Raw genomic sequence first — 14,020 nt, 5'->3', positions numbered from 1 at the left:
CACTACCTCAACCCGCGAGATCGCACTACCATCCGGAATCGGTGGCTCCGCCTCGCCGCGGCTGCTCGGTGTCGATGGTGGACCCCTGGAATCCGCTGAGTCGTTCGGCCGACTTCGGGGGCGCGGTCGAGACGACCGGCGGCTCCGGAATCGCCAATTCCTTGGTCAGATCAGGCATTCCGGGCACGATGTCGGTCAGCTTGGGCAACCGGTTCCGGTTCTGCGACACCGGCGCCATGATGTCGCGGCCCCGCCGCGCCACCTCGGCCGCCGCCTGCTGGGCGGCCGCCGTCACCGCCTTGGCAATCTCCGGATAGTCCAGATCCTCTATGCCGGAACCGAATCGAATCTCGATGACCGTGCCGTCCGCGTTCACGGTGACGGTGACGCGCTTACCGCTCGCCGTCGCCGACGCGGTCAGCGCGGCACGCTCCCGCTGCAGCTGAGTGATGATGCGCATCTGATCCGCGAAACCATCCAGGATCTCCGCCAGATCGGACTTGGCCTGCTCATTGCTCATGCCTGCGCCACCCCGTTGAACGCGTCGGCATTGGCCTGCTCGGTCTGCTCGAGCTGGACGGCCGAATCATGCTGCGAACTCGAGAAGTTCCCGAAGGTGCCCGCCATGTTCTTGGCGCCGTCGAGAATGTTCTTCTTACTGGCCAGGTAACCCTGTGTGCCATTGGCGAACTGGCTGCCCAGGCTGTCGGTGCCCCACGGCTGCCCCAGCCCGTCGGCGCTGGCCTCGAAAGTGTTCACAACACCCTGAATCCCGTCCCGCACCACACCGGTCTTACGCGAGGCCGTAACCAGCAAGTCATGGTAGGACTCCAGCCGATCGCTCATGGCGTTGACCTTGTCAGCCCCGGGCAACCACTCAGTGGCCGGAATATTAACGGAGGGTGCCGATTCGAGCGGTGAGAACGATACGGACGGCGCTGGAACACCGCGCCGTCCGGCCGTCACTCGTCGTACTCGCCCCGCCACTCCATCTGTTCGATGATCTGTGCGATGGACTGCGCGAGCAGATCAGTGAACTGCCGGGTGTCCACCCCCACGGCCAGCAACTCGGGCTGACTCAAATCGATGAGATAGCGGCCGTCATCGACCACATCCCGCCAGTCCAGCGCCACCCCGGTGACCCCGCGCGGGCCGTACTTGGACCGCGCCTGCGCTATCCGCACCCGCCCGGCCAGTGTCACGGGCTCGGAAAGGAATGCGACCGTGGCCGACTCGTCGGATTCGTCGAAGCTGTCGAACGCACCCGACCCGGACGAGGCGTACGGATCCGATGCGACAGGCTGCGCGACGACAATCGGAACCGAGGTCCGCCGGCCGGCCTTGGCGGGGGGCAACTGTGCCACCAGCAAACCGGGCAACTCCTCCGGATCGCACTCCAACACCGTGACATTCCCGCCGTGCTCGAACGTCTCACCCGCCTCCTGGCGGAGCAACAACGCCCGCCGTCCCTGCCGCGCAGCGTGCATGCGGATCAACCCGGCCGGGTCGCCGAACGCGCCATCACGGTTGGCACGCAACCCGATCCACACCTCCGGACGCGCCACCACCTCCATCGCTTGCCGAAACTCCGGCCCCAGTTCGAGGTCCAGCCGCCCGCGGATCTCGGCGACCTCACCTTCATAGTCGGCGAGCAGCGGGGTACGACTCAGGTAGGTGAGCGGTGCGGGCAGCATCCCTTCCAGGTGCTTCACACACAGCACGTGGAACTCGTCGTCGGTGAACTCCCACTGAGTCACCCCTCGACCACCGGCACGTGCGCCTCTAGGGTCTGCGCCAGCGCATCGATGAAGTCGGGCTGCGCGGGTTCGGCTCCGGCGGTGGCGGTTTCGATGGGAACCGCTACGCCGGGTGCGGCGGTCAGGCCCGCCGTCTGCACGGTGCCATCCTGCTCCAGACCCGCTCGCACGAGCCCGCCGTGATCCAGATCGGCGTGGACGACGCCGCCGTCGGGCAACAGACCGGCGCCGAACAGGCTATCGCCACCGAACAGGTTGGTGAACGACGGCACACCGGCCACCTGCGCGCTCGCGGGCGTCGGGATGGCCGCGCCGACGGGCGTGGTCGGCGTGGTGATCGGCGTCGTAACCGGAGTGGTGGGCTGGTCAGGTGTAACGGCCGGGACGGGATCCGTAGGCAAGCCGAGCAACTGCTTCAGCTGATTCAGCTTGTCCGGCGATCCCTCGATCGAGGTGAGCGCGTTCGTCACCGTATCCTGCGGTACCCCGAGCGCCTCGGCCAACTTGGCGATATCCCCTGTACTCAGCGCGGATTGGACCTGCTGCAGGGCGGGGCTCAGTGCGGACAATCCCTGCAGGCCGCTCGACGCCACGCCGGCCAGCGAGCTCAACGTGCTTGCGGCGGTGGACAGCCCGTCCATACCCGAGCCGCTGGAGCTCGTGATGGGCGAGGACTGCGGCACGGAGGTGTTCGGGAAACCCGGATTGGTGCCGGACGGGTTGGTGTACGGATTCTGCCCGCTGGGATTCGTCCCGTTCGGGTTGGTCGCGTTGGGATTGGAGCCGGAGGGATTGGAGCCGTTCGCGTTGGCGGCGTTCGGGTCGGTCGTGTTCTGCAGTGGCGGAATGTTCGGGGCCTTGTACTGGCTCTGGCTGCCGCCGGAGTTGGAGCCGCCGGAGTTGGAGCCTCCGGTGTTCGACCCACCCGTGTTCGACCCACCGGTATTGGAGCCGCCGGCGTTCGACCCACCGGTATTGGATCCGCCGTTGTTGTTGCCGCCGTTGTTATTACCGTTGTTGTTGCCGCCGTTGTTGTTATTGCCGCCGTTGTTGTCACCACCGGTGGTGGGCTTCGGCGGCTGCACCGCCGTCGGCCCTGGAACCACCGGCAGCGTGGACGCGGTGTCCTTCAACGGCGTGCAGTAGTAGTTGGCGAAATTCTGCTGGTAGGTGGACAGGTTGAACGACCCGTCTCCGAAGGTCGGAGTCTGGTAGATGCCGTACGCGTTGACACCGGTGCTCCAGTACATCGTGTCGTCCGGCGCAGACTCCGGAGGCATGTTGTTCTTGGTCTGCGTCATCCAGCCCGACGTGTACTCCAACAGCGCGCCGGTGGTGCGCATGACGTCGGTCAGCGGGCCGAGATCGTCGCAGTAACGCTGTACCGCGGCCTGCGCGGCATCGGCACCACCCGCCACCGGGCTCTGCCATGAACCGCTCAACGACTGAATATTGTTCGAGAAGTCACCGATGTATGAGTCGACCTGATCCGCGAGCCACTTCCACACACCGCCCGCGGCCGCGTACGGGTCGGGCTGCAGCGCCTGACCGAGGCTGTAGAGCTGGGGCCAGGTCATCGCTGTCGAGTTCTCGATGTGCACATCGACACCGACTTTGGTCTTACCCGAATCACCTTGGAAGGTCTTCAGATTGTCGGGGAACTTGACGTCGAAGGAACCGGTGGGCGCCTTCTCCGGCGCCGGCGGATTCACCCCTACCAGCGCCGACGCCGACTGCATCAGCTGGAGATCGAGACCCGCGAAGTTGTCGGCGTTCTCCCCGTCCTGCTTGATGTACTCCTTGCCCGCCGCCTCGAAGGTGTTCCCCATGTCGGTGAGGATGGCGGCATGGATGTCGAAGACATTCAGCAACGCCGTACCGGACTTGTTGAACTCGCTGGCCATCAGCTTGCCGGAAGAAAGACTGCCGATCGGACCGAGACTGTCGAGACCGTTGCCCTTGGCAATGTTCTTCAGATACAGCAACTGGCCGATCAGAGTCGAACAGTACTGTGCGCCCTGTTCGGCGGCGCCGGGGTCATACTTCAAGGCGCCCGCGTCCGCTTGCTGCTTCAGTCCAGGCCAGGCCGTGTTGTCTTTGCTTGTGTCAGGTGCCATCGCTAACTACTGTCACTCCGCCCAGTTCTCAGCTATCTGTGCCAGCACAGCCTACTTTCATGAACCGACTATGGCGCGCAAGGAAATTCAGGGCCCGAGTGAACTCGGCGATCGACAAACCTTGCCGGTTTGTTGCTCAGCCGACCAGCTGCGGTGGCGCCATGATGGCGGACCGGCGACCCCAGATGAACCACACCAGCGGTCCCAGGAACGGGAACGCGAACATCAGCAACACCCAGATGGCCTTGCCGCCACTGAGGTAGTTGCGCGAGCGCAGCACACTGACGACACCTGCGATGAACAGGACAACGCAGCCGACGAAGAAGCCGATCACCCCAACGGCGAGAGCGACGGACGCGACCGATTCAGCGGTGCTGGATTCAGCTCGAGCGAGCGTAGAAATGATCATGGTTACGACACTATGAGCCGGAATCGCGGCGCACATCAGGCTTTAGCCTCGAGTTAGCCAGCATCGGTACCCCGCCCGGCGTACATCGAAGGAATTACCCGTCTGGAAGGATCGGAGCCGTGCGAGTACTGGTGCAGCGAGCGAGTTCGGCGCAGGTCACGGTCGATGGGGCGATCGTCGGGCGGATCGATCCGGCCGCGCACGGGGCGCCACACGGACTGGTGGCGCTGGTCGGCGTCACCCACACCGATACCGAGACCACGGCGAAGACGCTGGCGGACAAGCTCTTCCGGCTGCGCATCCTCGACGGGGAACGGTCGGCGGCCGATCTGGCCGCTCCGATACTGGTGATCAGCCAGTTCACGCTCTATGCCGATACCGCGAAAGGGCGGCGGCCCTCATGGTCGGCGGCCGCGCCGGGGGCGGTGGCCGAACCGCTCGTGGACACCTTCGCGGCCACCCTGCGCGAACTGGGAGCCACCGTCGCCACAGGGCGATTCGGCGCACACATGCATGTGGAACTCGTCAATGACGGGCCGGTGACCATTCTGCTCGAGGGCTAGGGTGGCGGGCATGCTGTTGTGGATCAACGGACCGTTCGGCGGCGGGAAGACACAGACCGCGTTCGAGTTGCATCGGCGGCTGCCCGGAAGCGTGGTGTGCGATCCCGAGGAAGTGGGATTCGGCCTGCATCGGGTAATACCGCGGGCGCTGCGGCCGGACTTCCAGGAACTCACCGCCTGGCGGCAGGGCGTGGTCGAATCCCTGGACCTGGTGCTGCGCAAACACGATGGGCCGGTCATCGCGCCCATGACCGTGGTCGTGCCCGCCTACTTCGACGAGACCGTCGGCCGGTTGCGCGAAATGGGCCACGACGTACGGCATTTCGCGCTGCTCGCACGACCCGAAACCGTCCGCAACCGGCTGAGAGAACGCGGCCTGTACGGACTGCGGCACGACAGCTGGGCGCTCGAACAGGTCGATCGATGCCTGGATGCGTTGCAGCACAGGGAATTCGCCGAACACATCCACACCGATCACATACCGACCAGGGAAGTGGCGGATCGCATCGCCGCCTCGGCGGGACTCACGATCGCACCGAACACCGACGGGCCCATGCTGCGGCAGTGGAGACGACTGCAGGTCGGCGTCAGACATATGCGATTCGGCTGAACCAACCCGTCATCGGGCAGACGGCAAACGAAAAGCGCCGTGCCCCTTCGGAAGAAGGGCACGGCGCTGCGAAAAGCCTTGCTACTCCGGACGCAGAGTCAGGATGCGGGGGCCGTCTTCGGTCACGGCGACCGTGTGTTCCCAGTGGGCGGCGCGGGAGCCGTCGATGGTCACGACGGTCCAATCGTCTTCCAGGGTCTTGGTTTCCGTGGTGCCGAGGGTGAGCATGGGCTCGATGGCCAGGACCGAACCCACCTGCAGCAGCGGGCCCTTGCCGGGCGCGCCCTCATTGGGGAGGAACGGGTCCATGTGCATCTCGCGGCCGATGGCGTGGCCGCCGTAGCCGTCCACGATGCCGTAGCGGCGGCCGTGCTCGGCCTCCGCGGCGCGCGTGCCCTGCTCGATGGCGTACGAGACGTCGGTCAGGCGGTTGCCCGGGAGCATGGCCGCGATGCCGGCCTCCATCGAGAACTTGGTCGCCTCACTGAGCAGGCGATCCGCCTCGATGATGGCGCCGACGCCGAAGGTCCACGCCGAATCACCGTGCCAGCCTTCGAGAATCGCGCCGCAGTCGATGGACACCAGATCGCCCTCGGCGAGCACATCGTCCTTCGACGGGATGCCGTGCACCACACGGTCGTTCACCGACGAGCAGATGGAACCCGGGAAATCGTGGTAGCCCTTGAAGGACGGGATCGCCCCGGCCTCACGGATCAGCTGCTCGGCGACCTCGTCCAGCTCCAGGGTGGAAACCCCGGGCTTGGCGGCGGCACGCACCGCCACCAGCGCACGGCCGACGATAGCGCCGGCCGCCGCCATGGCGTCCAGTTCACCGGCGGTGCGGAACGGCACCACCTTCTTGCTCTTGCGGCCGAAGACCATTCAGCGGCCCAGCGCCTGCAGCGCCCGCGCGTTCACATCGGCGATCTCGCCGACGCCGTCGACCGAAACCACATGCCCCTCGTAGTGCTCGAGCAGCGGCTCGGTCTCCTCGCGGTAAACGCGCATCCGGTTGCGGATGACCTCTTCGTTGTCGTCGCCGCGGCCGCGGGCCAGCATGCGCTGCACCACAACCTCTTCGTCGACCACGAAGCACAGCACGGCGTCGAGCTCACGGCCCGACTCCTTCAGCATCTTCTCCAGCGCGTCGGCCTGATCCACGGTGCGCGGGTAGCCGTCCAGGATGAAGCCGTTCTCGGCGTCCGGCTCGGCGATCCGCTCGGAGACCATGCGGTTGGTGACGTCCGACGGCACCAGATCGCCGGCGTCCAGGTACTTCTGCGCTTCACGACCGAGCGCGGTCTGCTGCGAGATGTTCGTACGGAAGAGATTCCCGGTGGAGATGTGCGGAACACCGAGCTTTTCCGACAACAGTTCGGCCTGCGTGCCTTTACCGGCGCCGGGCGGTCCGAGCAGTACGAGTCTCACTTCAGGAACCCTTCGTAGTTACGGTTCATCAACTGGCTCTCGATTTGTTTCACGGTATCGAGGCCGACGCTCACAATGATCAACACCGAGGTACCACCGAACGGCAGCGACTGCATACCGCCGGATCCGCCGATGCCGAGGAGCAGGTTCGGCAGCACAGCAACAGCACCGAGGTAGATGGAGCCGGGCAGGGTGATCCGGCTGAGGACGTAGTTCAGGTAGTCGGCGGTCGGCTTGCCCGGGCGGTAGCCCGGGATGAAGCCGCCGAACTTCTTCATCTCGTCCGCGCGTTCCTCCGGGTTGAAGGTGATCGCGACATAGAAGTAGGTGAAGAACAAGATCAACGCGAAGTAGATCAGGACATAGACCGGGTTGCTCGGATTGACCAGGTACTTCTGGATCAACTCCTGCCACTTCGCCGGATTGCCCGTGTTCTTCTGCGTCAACTGCGCCAACAGGTTCGGCAGATACAGCAGCGAGGACGCGAAGATGACCGGGATGACGCCCGCCTGGTTCACCTTCAACGGCAGATACGTGGACGAGCCGCCGTACATCTTCCGGCCGACCACGCGTTTCGCGTACTGCACCGGAATCCGGCGCTGGCCCTGCTCGATGAAGATGACGAACACGATGACCACCAGCGCGGCCACGCCGACCATGGCGGCGATCGTCCAGCCGCGGCTGTCGTAGATCATCTTGCCCTCGCCCGGAATTCGGGCGGCGATACCCGCAAAGATCAACAGGGACATGCCGTTACCGATGCCGCGCTCGGTGATCTGCTCACCGAACCACATGACCACGGCCGCACCGGCGGTCATGACCAGCACGATGATGATCATGCCGAAAATCGAGGTATCGGCCAGGATGTCCTTCTGGCACCCGCGCAACAGCTGTCCACGCGAGGCGAGAGCGACCAGACCGGTCGCCTGCAGCACTGCCAGCGCAACAGAGAGATAGCGGGTGTACTGGGTCATTTTGTTCTGACCCGATTGGCCTTCTTTACGCAGTTCCTCGAACCGCGGAATGACGACGGTCAGCAGCTGAATGATGATGCTCGCCGTGATGTACGGCATGATGCCGATCGCGAACACGGACAGCTGTAGCAGTGCGCCACCGGAGAACAGATTGATCAGCTGGTAGATGCCGGCGGAATCGCCGCCGTTGACCAGCTTGATGCAATCCTGGACGTTCTTGTAATCGACGCCCGGGGACGGCAACGAGGCGCCCAGTCGGTAGAGCGCGATCAGCCCCAGCGTGAAGAGAATCTTCCGCCGTAAGTCCGGGGTCCGGAAAGCCGACACGAAGGCGGAAAGCACAGATCCTCCTGGGCGAACGACATGGGTCAAGCCACGGACTCAGCGAGGGAATTACGCCGATACCCATGACGGTGTTGGCAGACAACACCTGAACTGTAACAGCGGCACCGGGCGGCCTCTCGACGCGCCCGGTGCCTCTGCGTATTCAGGTTACCGTCAGGCCAGTTCGGTGGCGGTGCCACCGGCCGCGGAGATCTTCTCCTTGGCGGATCCCGAGAACTTGTCAGCCGAGACCTGAACGGCCACAGTGATTTCGCCCTCGCCGAGCACCTTCACGAGCTCGTTCTTGCGAACGAGACCCTTGGCGACCAGTTCGGCCTTGCCAACGGCGCCACCCTCGGGGAACACCCGGGCGATATCACTCACGTTCACGACCTGGTACTCGGTACGGAACGGGTTGGTGAAGCCCTTCAGCTTGGGCAGACGCATGTGGATCGGCATCTGCCCGCCCTCGAAGCGGACCGGAACATTCTTGCGAGCCTTCGTACCCTTGGTACCGCGGCCCGCGGTCTTGCCCTTGGAACCCTCACCGCGACCCACACGGGTCTTCTCGGTCTTGGATCCCTTGGCCGGACGCAGGTGGTGAATCTTGATGGTCATGCGGAAACCTCCTCAACAACAACGAGGTGGCGCACGACGTTGATCAGACCACGGTTCTGCGAGTTGTCGTCACGCACCACGGTCTGGCGGATGCCGCGCAGCCCGAGGGTGCGCAGCGACTCCCGCTGATTCGCCTTGGCGCCAATGCTGGACTTGATCTGGGTCACTTTCAGCTGTGCCATATCAGTGCGCTCCCTGTCCTGCGCGCGCACGCAGCATGCCCGCCGGAGCCACATCCTCGATCGGCAGACCGCGGCGCGCGGCAACCTCTTCGGGACGCTGCAGCATCTTCAGGGCAGCAACGGTGGCGTGCACAACGTTGATGGCGTTGTCGCTACCCAGCGACTTCGCCAGAACATCATGAATGCCGGCACATTCGAGCACGGCACGGCACGCGCCACCGGCGATCACACCGGTACCCGGCGAGGCCGGACGCAGCATGACCACACCGGCGGCCGCCTCACCCTGAACCGGGTGGGTGACCGTGGAGCCGATCATCGGGACGCGGAAGAAGTTCTTGCGAGCTTCCTCGACACCCTTCTGGATGGCCGCGGGAACTTCCTTGGCCTTGCCGTAGCCGACGCCGACCAGACCGTTGCCGTCACCGACGATCACGAGGGCGGTGAAGCTGAAGCGACGACCACCCTTCACGACCTTGGAGACGCGGTTGATCGCGACGACCCGCTCGAGCTGGTTCTTCTCAGCGGCATTGTCACGACCGCCACGATCGCCACGACGGTCGCGACCGCCGCCACGCTGATCGCGGTTGTTGTTGTCGCCACTACCACTGTTGTTCTGTCCGGCGGGACCGTTGTTTCCGCCGTCGCGCCGCTGACGTCCCGGCATCAGACGTTCCTTCCGTTCGCAGAGTTGATCATCAGAACTTCAGCCCACCTTCACGGGCGGCATCGGCGAGGGCCGCGATACGGCCGTGGTAGTCGTGACCACCACGGTCGAACACGACCGCCTCGACACCGGCAGCCTTGGCGCGGGCGGCCAGCAGCTCGCCGACCTTCGCACCCTTGGCGGACTTGTCGCCCTCGACCGCACGCACATCGGCCTCGATGGTCGACGCGGCGGCAATGGTCTTGCCGGCGGAATCGTCGATCAGCTGAGCGTGGATGTGGCGCGAGGAGCGGTTGACCACCAGGCGCGGACGCTCGGTGGTGCCTGCGATCTTCTTGCGCAGACGGAAGTGACGACGCGTCTTGGACAGACGGCGCGCGGTCGACGCATCCTTGCCGATCGGCTTGCGAGCGGCCTTCTGCTTGTCGGTGTATGCCATGGCTTACTTACCCGTCTTTCCGACCTTGCGGCGAACGACCTCGCCGGCGTAGCGGATGCCCTTGCCCTTGTACGGGTCGGGCTTACGCAGGCCGTGGATCACCGCGGCGATCTGGCCGACCTTCTGCTTGTCGATGCCGGACACCGAGAACTTGGTCGGAGCCTCGACCGCGAAGTTGATGCCCTCGGGGGCCTCGACCGGAACCGGGTGGCTGTAGCCGAGAGCGAACTCGAGGTTCGAGCCCTTGGCCTGCACGCGGTAACCGACGCCGAAGATTTCCATCTTCTTCTCGTAGCCCTGCGTCACACCGATGATCATGTTGTTGATCAGGGTGCGGGTCAGGCCGTGCAGCGAACGGTTCTGGCGCTCGTCGTTCGGACGAACGACCTCGAGCTCACCCGACTCGGCCTTGGTGACGGTGATCGGCTCCGCGACCACGTGCGACAGGGTTCCCTTGGAACCCTTCACCGTGATGCTCTGGCCGTCGATGGTCACCTCGACGCCGGCGGGAACCGGGATCGGCTTCTTACCGATACGCGACATTGTTCCTACCTCCCTTACCAGACGTAGGCGAGGACTTCTCCGCCCACGCCTTGCTGCTTGGCCTGACGATCAGTGAGCAGGCCGGTGGACGTGGAGATAATCGCCACGCCGAGGCCGCCGAGCACCTTGGGCAGGTTGGTGGACTTCGCGTAAACCCGGAGACCCGGCTTCGACACGCGGCGCACACCCTGCAGGGAGCGCTCACGGGAGGGGCCGTACTTCAGGTCGACGATCAGGCTCTTGCCGACGGTGGCATCTTCGATGCGGTAGTCGGCGATGTAGCCCTCGCGCTTGAGGATCTCGGCGATGTTCACCTTGATCTTCGAGTGCGGCGCCTTCACCTGATCGTGGTACGCCGAGTTGGCGTTGCGCAGACGGGTCAAGAAGTCTGCGATGGGATCAGTCATGGTCATGTGTTTGACCGTTACCTTTCTCGCCGCGGTTCCCATTCAGCACCGTCACAACGGGCGGTCGTGGGCCTACGACAATTCGGGGCGGTCCAGCCGGGAGTGCCCGACCGGATCATTCGCTCGTGCCAGGAACACGCCGCACGCAACCGCATGCGGACACAGGTGTGCCCAGGCAACCGGTCTAGTGTAGACAAGGGCAGATCAGCGGCCAAATCGAGGTCCAGGTCACATTTCACCGCCCTGACGCACCGCACCCAACCTGCCACTCCAACACCAAGGGCGGAGCGCCGGCGGTTGATGGAGCCACATCCTGTTGCGGCGATCAGATATGTTGCACCATAGTGACTTCCATGACGGGGAGCAGCGGGGAGCGCCTCAGCGCCGATCCGGACACCATTTCGGCGGCAGCGGATTGGATGCGGACTACGGCCCAGGATTTTCACGACGATGTCGAATCACTTATGCGTGATGTTCGATCACTGATGGAGAAGTGGCGGGGTAGCGCCGCCGACACGCACCAGACCGCATGGGACGAGTGGGCTACGGCCGCGCGCGATCTCGTCAGCGGCCTGAGCGATGACGCGAGCGCGTTGCAGAGTGCCGCGCGAACCTTCCAAGCAACCGATACCGGATCTGCGGCGCCGTTCAATGCCGTGATCGACGGATCGATCCTGTGAGCGGCGATTCCGACGGGTACCGCACCGATCTCACGGAGATGCAGCGGCTAATCGACCGAGCCGCGAAGATCGAGACGACCATCGAGCAACGACTGGACGATATCGAGCGACGAGTCGCGGCCTTGCATGTGGACTGGACCGGGATCGGTGCCGCCGCACACTCGGACGCCCACGCCCGATGGATACGGGCCGCTCGCGAATTGCACCAAGCACTCACCGATCTGCGTACCGGAACCGACCGAGCACGCACGATCTACTTCAATGTCGTGACCACCAATCAGAAAATGTGGCCCGCGTGAGCCCTACCGGCACGATCGACGTACTTCCAGCCGCTTTCGATTCAGCCGCAACAACTTTCGGAACAGCACGCAAAACGGTGACCGGACTCATCACCGCTCTGGCGAAATCGCTGGACGACAACTGGGGTTGCGCCGGAACCGATGACACCGGACACGGATTCGCCAAAGGCTATGACCCGGCCGCCTTCAACGCGGTGACTTCAGGAGCCGACCTCGCCAACGGACTCGGCAAGCTGTACGACCTGTTGAAGTGCACCAGCATCAACCACGCGAACGGCAATAACGACGCGGCAACAAACCCCAAGCCCGCCAACATCTTTCCGCCGCCTTTGCCGATCCCCACCTACGCGACTCCCACATTCCGTGGCGCCTACGGCGGTGACAGCGACGCACCACTGGGTTGGTCGATGATCACGCGATGGCTGCAAGGGCGAGTCTGGCCGAACGGTCATGTGGACGGCCTCGAAAACCTCGACAGCGCGTGGACCACAGCCAAGAACGGGCTCAACGGCATCGTCCAAGATCTCCGGAACGCTCGCGAAATCGTCGACCAACAGGTCTCCGACGAGGTCCCCCAAATCCTGACCCAGATCGACCTCGTCATCGGCGACGTGACGAACATCGCCAACCACTACGGAGTCCTGTCCACCGCCTGCTGGGATTACTCCACCGCACTCGCAAACGCCCACCGCGAAATCGCGAAAGCGCTCGCAGAATTCGCCCTGACGGTGGGGATCGCAGCTGCGATCTCCTCATTCATCGGGCCTGAAGGGACCGCCGGCGGAGCAGCACTAGCAGCAGGCGCCCGCGGCGAGGCCACCGCCGCTCGGGTTGTGACGATTATCGATGCCCTGTCCAACGCGATGACTGCCAAGAACGTCGCACTAGCCGGAACAGCCATAGCCGCCGGCCGCCTGACCGAGAATCTCCAACCCCTGCTCGACGCCAAACCCACCCGATTCGACGCCAACACCCGCCCCACCGGCGAACCTATCCAGCCGAAACCGTATCGCGACACCGACTCGGTCACCGACTTCAACGGCGAGCAGGCCGCCCAGGACCTTCGAGACTTCCTCGCGAGCGGCGGCAACCAACTCAAGCTCAAGAAGAATGTCGCGGTCGCCGAAGCCGAGATCGACGGGCAATATATCCCGTCACAGAGCCTTCGAGCGGTGAGCGGTGAGGATCCACCGCTGAACGGGACCTTGGGTGAGCCGAAGAACCCGGTATTCAATCCGGCCGACCAAACTGGCGGCACTTATCGACCAACTGATTCCGAGTACAAAATCCTGGAAAACCTCGCGACCCGACTGACACCCGATTCCAAAGGTGTGGTTAATCTCTATACCGAGGCCAACCCATGTGATGCATGCACTGATGTCATCCAGCAATTCGAAGCGAAATTCCCTGGAGTGAAACTCAATGTCACCTACTCGGTACCCGGCTCCTGATCCGGCCAGCAGCGAAAGCGCCCAGCGCTTGCGAAACGCCCTCATCACCTCGGGATTGGCATCCGAGAGCGGCTTCATCGGCTGCACCGATGACGAGGTTTCGTCAGTACAGGCCGTGTCACCGATCCCCTTGCCCAGCGATTACGTCGCCTTTCTCCAGGTCATGGGTCGCAGAGCTGACAGACTCTTTCAAGGCCGTGGCGTGTTCTTCCCGGAACCGCTCGATACGTTCGTAGATGTTCGGGCGCTCATCGAAGAAGACGGCGAGGCCATCTCAATGGACAATAGATTCTTCTTCGGTCACCATCAGGGCTATAAGTTCTTCTTCTTCGAGAAAGGAACTCCCGCCGTCTATTGCTACACCGAACATCACGCCGATGATATTCAGAAGCTCAACGACAGCTTCCTGGGTTGGGCATGGGCCCACTACGAGCAGGCGCTCGCAAGTAGAACCGAGGGACGCCGCTTGTTCGAGTTGCGGCAGCAGAAGCGCGAGGCGATGGGACTCCCGAGGGAAGAATATCCCGAGCGATGACGTCGTACGACCGAGAACAC

20 protein-coding genes are annotated in these 14,020 nt (G+C 63.9%); 6 read left to right on the top strand and 14 right to left on the bottom strand.

The features are described 5' to 3' along the window. Window positions 1–25 precede the first annotated feature (25 nt). The 5 genes from ACIP5Y_RS43170 to ACIP5Y_RS43150 form a co-directional block, all read right to left on the bottom strand. On the bottom strand, window positions 26–520 hold the full coding sequence (locus tag ACIP5Y_RS43170; RefSeq protein ID WP_400359244.1) for a YbaB/EbfC family nucleoid-associated protein: 495 nt from the start codon (window positions 518–520) through the stop codon (window positions 26–28). Next, a complete protein-coding gene (locus tag ACIP5Y_RS43165) occupies window positions 517–846 on the bottom strand; it encodes a hypothetical protein (RefSeq protein WP_400359242.1) in 330 nt (109 codons plus the stop codon). The genes ACIP5Y_RS43170 and ACIP5Y_RS43165 overlap by 4 nt, the downstream gene beginning before the upstream one ends. Window positions 847–962: 116 nt before the next feature. Then, a complete protein-coding gene (locus ACIP5Y_RS43160; protein WP_400359240.1) occupies window positions 963–1,757 on the bottom strand; it encodes an ESX secretion-associated protein EspG in 795 nt (264 codons plus the stop codon). Beyond that, entirely contained in the window at window positions 1,754–3,874 is a 2,121-nt protein-coding gene (locus ACIP5Y_RS43155; RefSeq protein ID WP_400359239.1) for a hypothetical protein, read from the bottom strand. The genes ACIP5Y_RS43160 and ACIP5Y_RS43155 overlap by 4 nt, the downstream gene beginning before the upstream one ends. A 136-nt stretch (window positions 3,875–4,010) precedes the next feature. Next, on the bottom strand, window positions 4,011–4,283 hold the full coding sequence (locus tag ACIP5Y_RS43150; RefSeq protein WP_400359238.1) for a PLD nuclease N-terminal domain-containing protein: 273 nt from the start codon (window positions 4,281–4,283) through the stop codon (window positions 4,011–4,013). Between the two features lie 119 nt (window positions 4,284–4,402). Between ACIP5Y_RS43150 and dtd the strand changes: the two genes are divergently transcribed. Together dtd and ACIP5Y_RS43140 are read left to right on the top strand one after the other, a co-directional pair. Further along, a complete protein-coding gene (gene dtd, locus ACIP5Y_RS43145) occupies window positions 4,403–4,846 on the top strand; it encodes a D-aminoacyl-tRNA deacylase (protein WP_400359237.1) in 444 nt (147 codons plus the stop codon). A gap of 10 nt (window positions 4,847–4,856) precedes the next feature. Then, window positions 4,857–5,456 (top strand): AAA family ATPase, encoded by a 600-nt coding sequence (locus tag ACIP5Y_RS43140; protein WP_400359235.1) that lies wholly within the window; start codon window positions 4,857–4,859, stop codon window positions 5,454–5,456. An 81-nt stretch (window positions 5,457–5,537) separates the two neighbouring features. On the opposite strand, the gene map is transcribed toward ACIP5Y_RS43140, so the two are convergent. From map to rpsH, 9 genes are all read right to left on the bottom strand, one after another. Continuing rightward, window positions 5,538–6,338 (bottom strand): type I methionyl aminopeptidase, encoded by an 801-nt coding sequence (gene map / locus ACIP5Y_RS43135; protein WP_400359233.1) that lies wholly within the window; start codon window positions 6,336–6,338, stop codon window positions 5,538–5,540. Continuing rightward, window positions 6,339–6,884 carry an adenylate kinase gene (locus ACIP5Y_RS43130; protein ID WP_400359232.1) on the bottom strand — a complete coding sequence of 182 codons (546 nt, stop codon included), beginning with the start codon at window positions 6,882–6,884 and terminating at the stop codon, window positions 6,339–6,341. Continuing rightward, window positions 6,881–8,200: a preprotein translocase subunit SecY gene (gene secY, locus ACIP5Y_RS43125; RefSeq protein WP_397006429.1), complete on the bottom strand. Its 1,320-nt coding sequence runs from the start codon at window positions 8,198–8,200 to the stop codon at window positions 6,881–6,883. The genes ACIP5Y_RS43130 and secY overlap by 4 nt, the downstream gene beginning before the upstream one ends. 156 nt (window positions 8,201–8,356) lie before the next feature. Next, window positions 8,357–8,800 carry a 50S ribosomal protein L15 gene (gene rplO, locus ACIP5Y_RS43120; RefSeq protein ID WP_400359231.1) on the bottom strand — a complete coding sequence of 148 codons (444 nt, stop codon included), beginning with the start codon at window positions 8,798–8,800 and terminating at the stop codon, window positions 8,357–8,359. Further along, complete coding sequence (gene rpmD / locus ACIP5Y_RS43115; protein WP_400359230.1) at window positions 8,797–8,982, bottom strand: 50S ribosomal protein L30; 186 nt, start codon at window positions 8,980–8,982, stop codon at window positions 8,797–8,799. The genes rplO and rpmD overlap by 4 nt, the downstream gene beginning before the upstream one ends. A gap of 1 nt (window position 8,983) precedes the next feature. After that, window positions 8,984–9,646 carry a 30S ribosomal protein S5 gene (rpsE, locus tag ACIP5Y_RS43110; protein WP_400359229.1) on the bottom strand — a complete coding sequence of 221 codons (663 nt, stop codon included), beginning with the start codon at window positions 9,644–9,646 and terminating at the stop codon, window positions 8,984–8,986. Between the two features lie 31 nt (window positions 9,647–9,677). Beyond that, window positions 9,678–10,085 carry a 50S ribosomal protein L18 gene (rplR, locus tag ACIP5Y_RS43105; protein WP_400359227.1) on the bottom strand — a complete coding sequence of 136 codons (408 nt, stop codon included), beginning with the start codon at window positions 10,083–10,085 and terminating at the stop codon, window positions 9,678–9,680. A gap of 3 nt (window positions 10,086–10,088) precedes the next feature. Further along, window positions 10,089–10,628 carry a 50S ribosomal protein L6 gene (gene rplF / locus ACIP5Y_RS43100; protein ID WP_400359226.1) on the bottom strand — a complete coding sequence of 180 codons (540 nt, stop codon included), beginning with the start codon at window positions 10,626–10,628 and terminating at the stop codon, window positions 10,089–10,091. A 14-nt stretch (window positions 10,629–10,642) separates the two neighbouring features. Beyond that, window positions 10,643–11,041 carry a 30S ribosomal protein S8 gene (rpsH, locus tag ACIP5Y_RS43095; RefSeq protein ID WP_400359224.1) on the bottom strand — a complete coding sequence of 133 codons (399 nt, stop codon included), beginning with the start codon at window positions 11,039–11,041 and terminating at the stop codon, window positions 10,643–10,645. Between the two features lie 347 nt (window positions 11,042–11,388). Between rpsH and ACIP5Y_RS43090 the strand changes: the two genes are divergently transcribed. Genes ACIP5Y_RS43090 through ACIP5Y_RS43075 form a run of 4 tightly spaced genes read left to right on the top strand, consistent with a single transcriptional unit; the run spans window position 11,389 to window position 14,000 of the window. Next, window positions 11,389–11,715 (top strand): WXG100 family type VII secretion target, encoded by a 327-nt coding sequence (locus ACIP5Y_RS43090; protein ID WP_400359223.1) that lies wholly within the window; start codon window positions 11,389–11,391, stop codon window positions 11,713–11,715. Beyond that, window positions 11,712–12,014 carry a WXG100 family type VII secretion target gene (locus ACIP5Y_RS43085; RefSeq protein ID WP_400359221.1) on the top strand — a complete coding sequence of 101 codons (303 nt, stop codon included), beginning with the start codon at window positions 11,712–11,714 and terminating at the stop codon, window positions 12,012–12,014. Before ACIP5Y_RS43090 ends, ACIP5Y_RS43085 begins: the two co-directional genes overlap by 4 nt. Further along, window positions 12,011–13,465, top strand: coding sequence for a deaminase domain-containing protein (locus ACIP5Y_RS43080; protein WP_400359219.1), 1,455 nt, complete (start codon window positions 12,011–12,013; stop codon window positions 13,463–13,465). Before ACIP5Y_RS43085 ends, ACIP5Y_RS43080 begins: the two co-directional genes overlap by 4 nt. Next, window positions 13,437–14,000, top strand: coding sequence for an SMI1/KNR4 family protein (locus ACIP5Y_RS43075; RefSeq protein WP_400359217.1), 564 nt, complete (start codon window positions 13,437–13,439; stop codon window positions 13,998–14,000). Before ACIP5Y_RS43080 ends, ACIP5Y_RS43075 begins: the two co-directional genes overlap by 29 nt. Window positions 14,001–14,020: the final 20 nt, after the last annotated feature.

This window comes from Nocardia sp. NPDC088792, from assembly GCF_044750615.1.
GTDB lineage: Bacteria > Actinomycetota > Actinomycetes > Mycobacteriales > Mycobacteriaceae > Nocardia.
The sequence above is the reverse complement of the archived record's forward strand: the minus strand, read 5'-3'. Positions and strand labels throughout refer to the sequence as shown.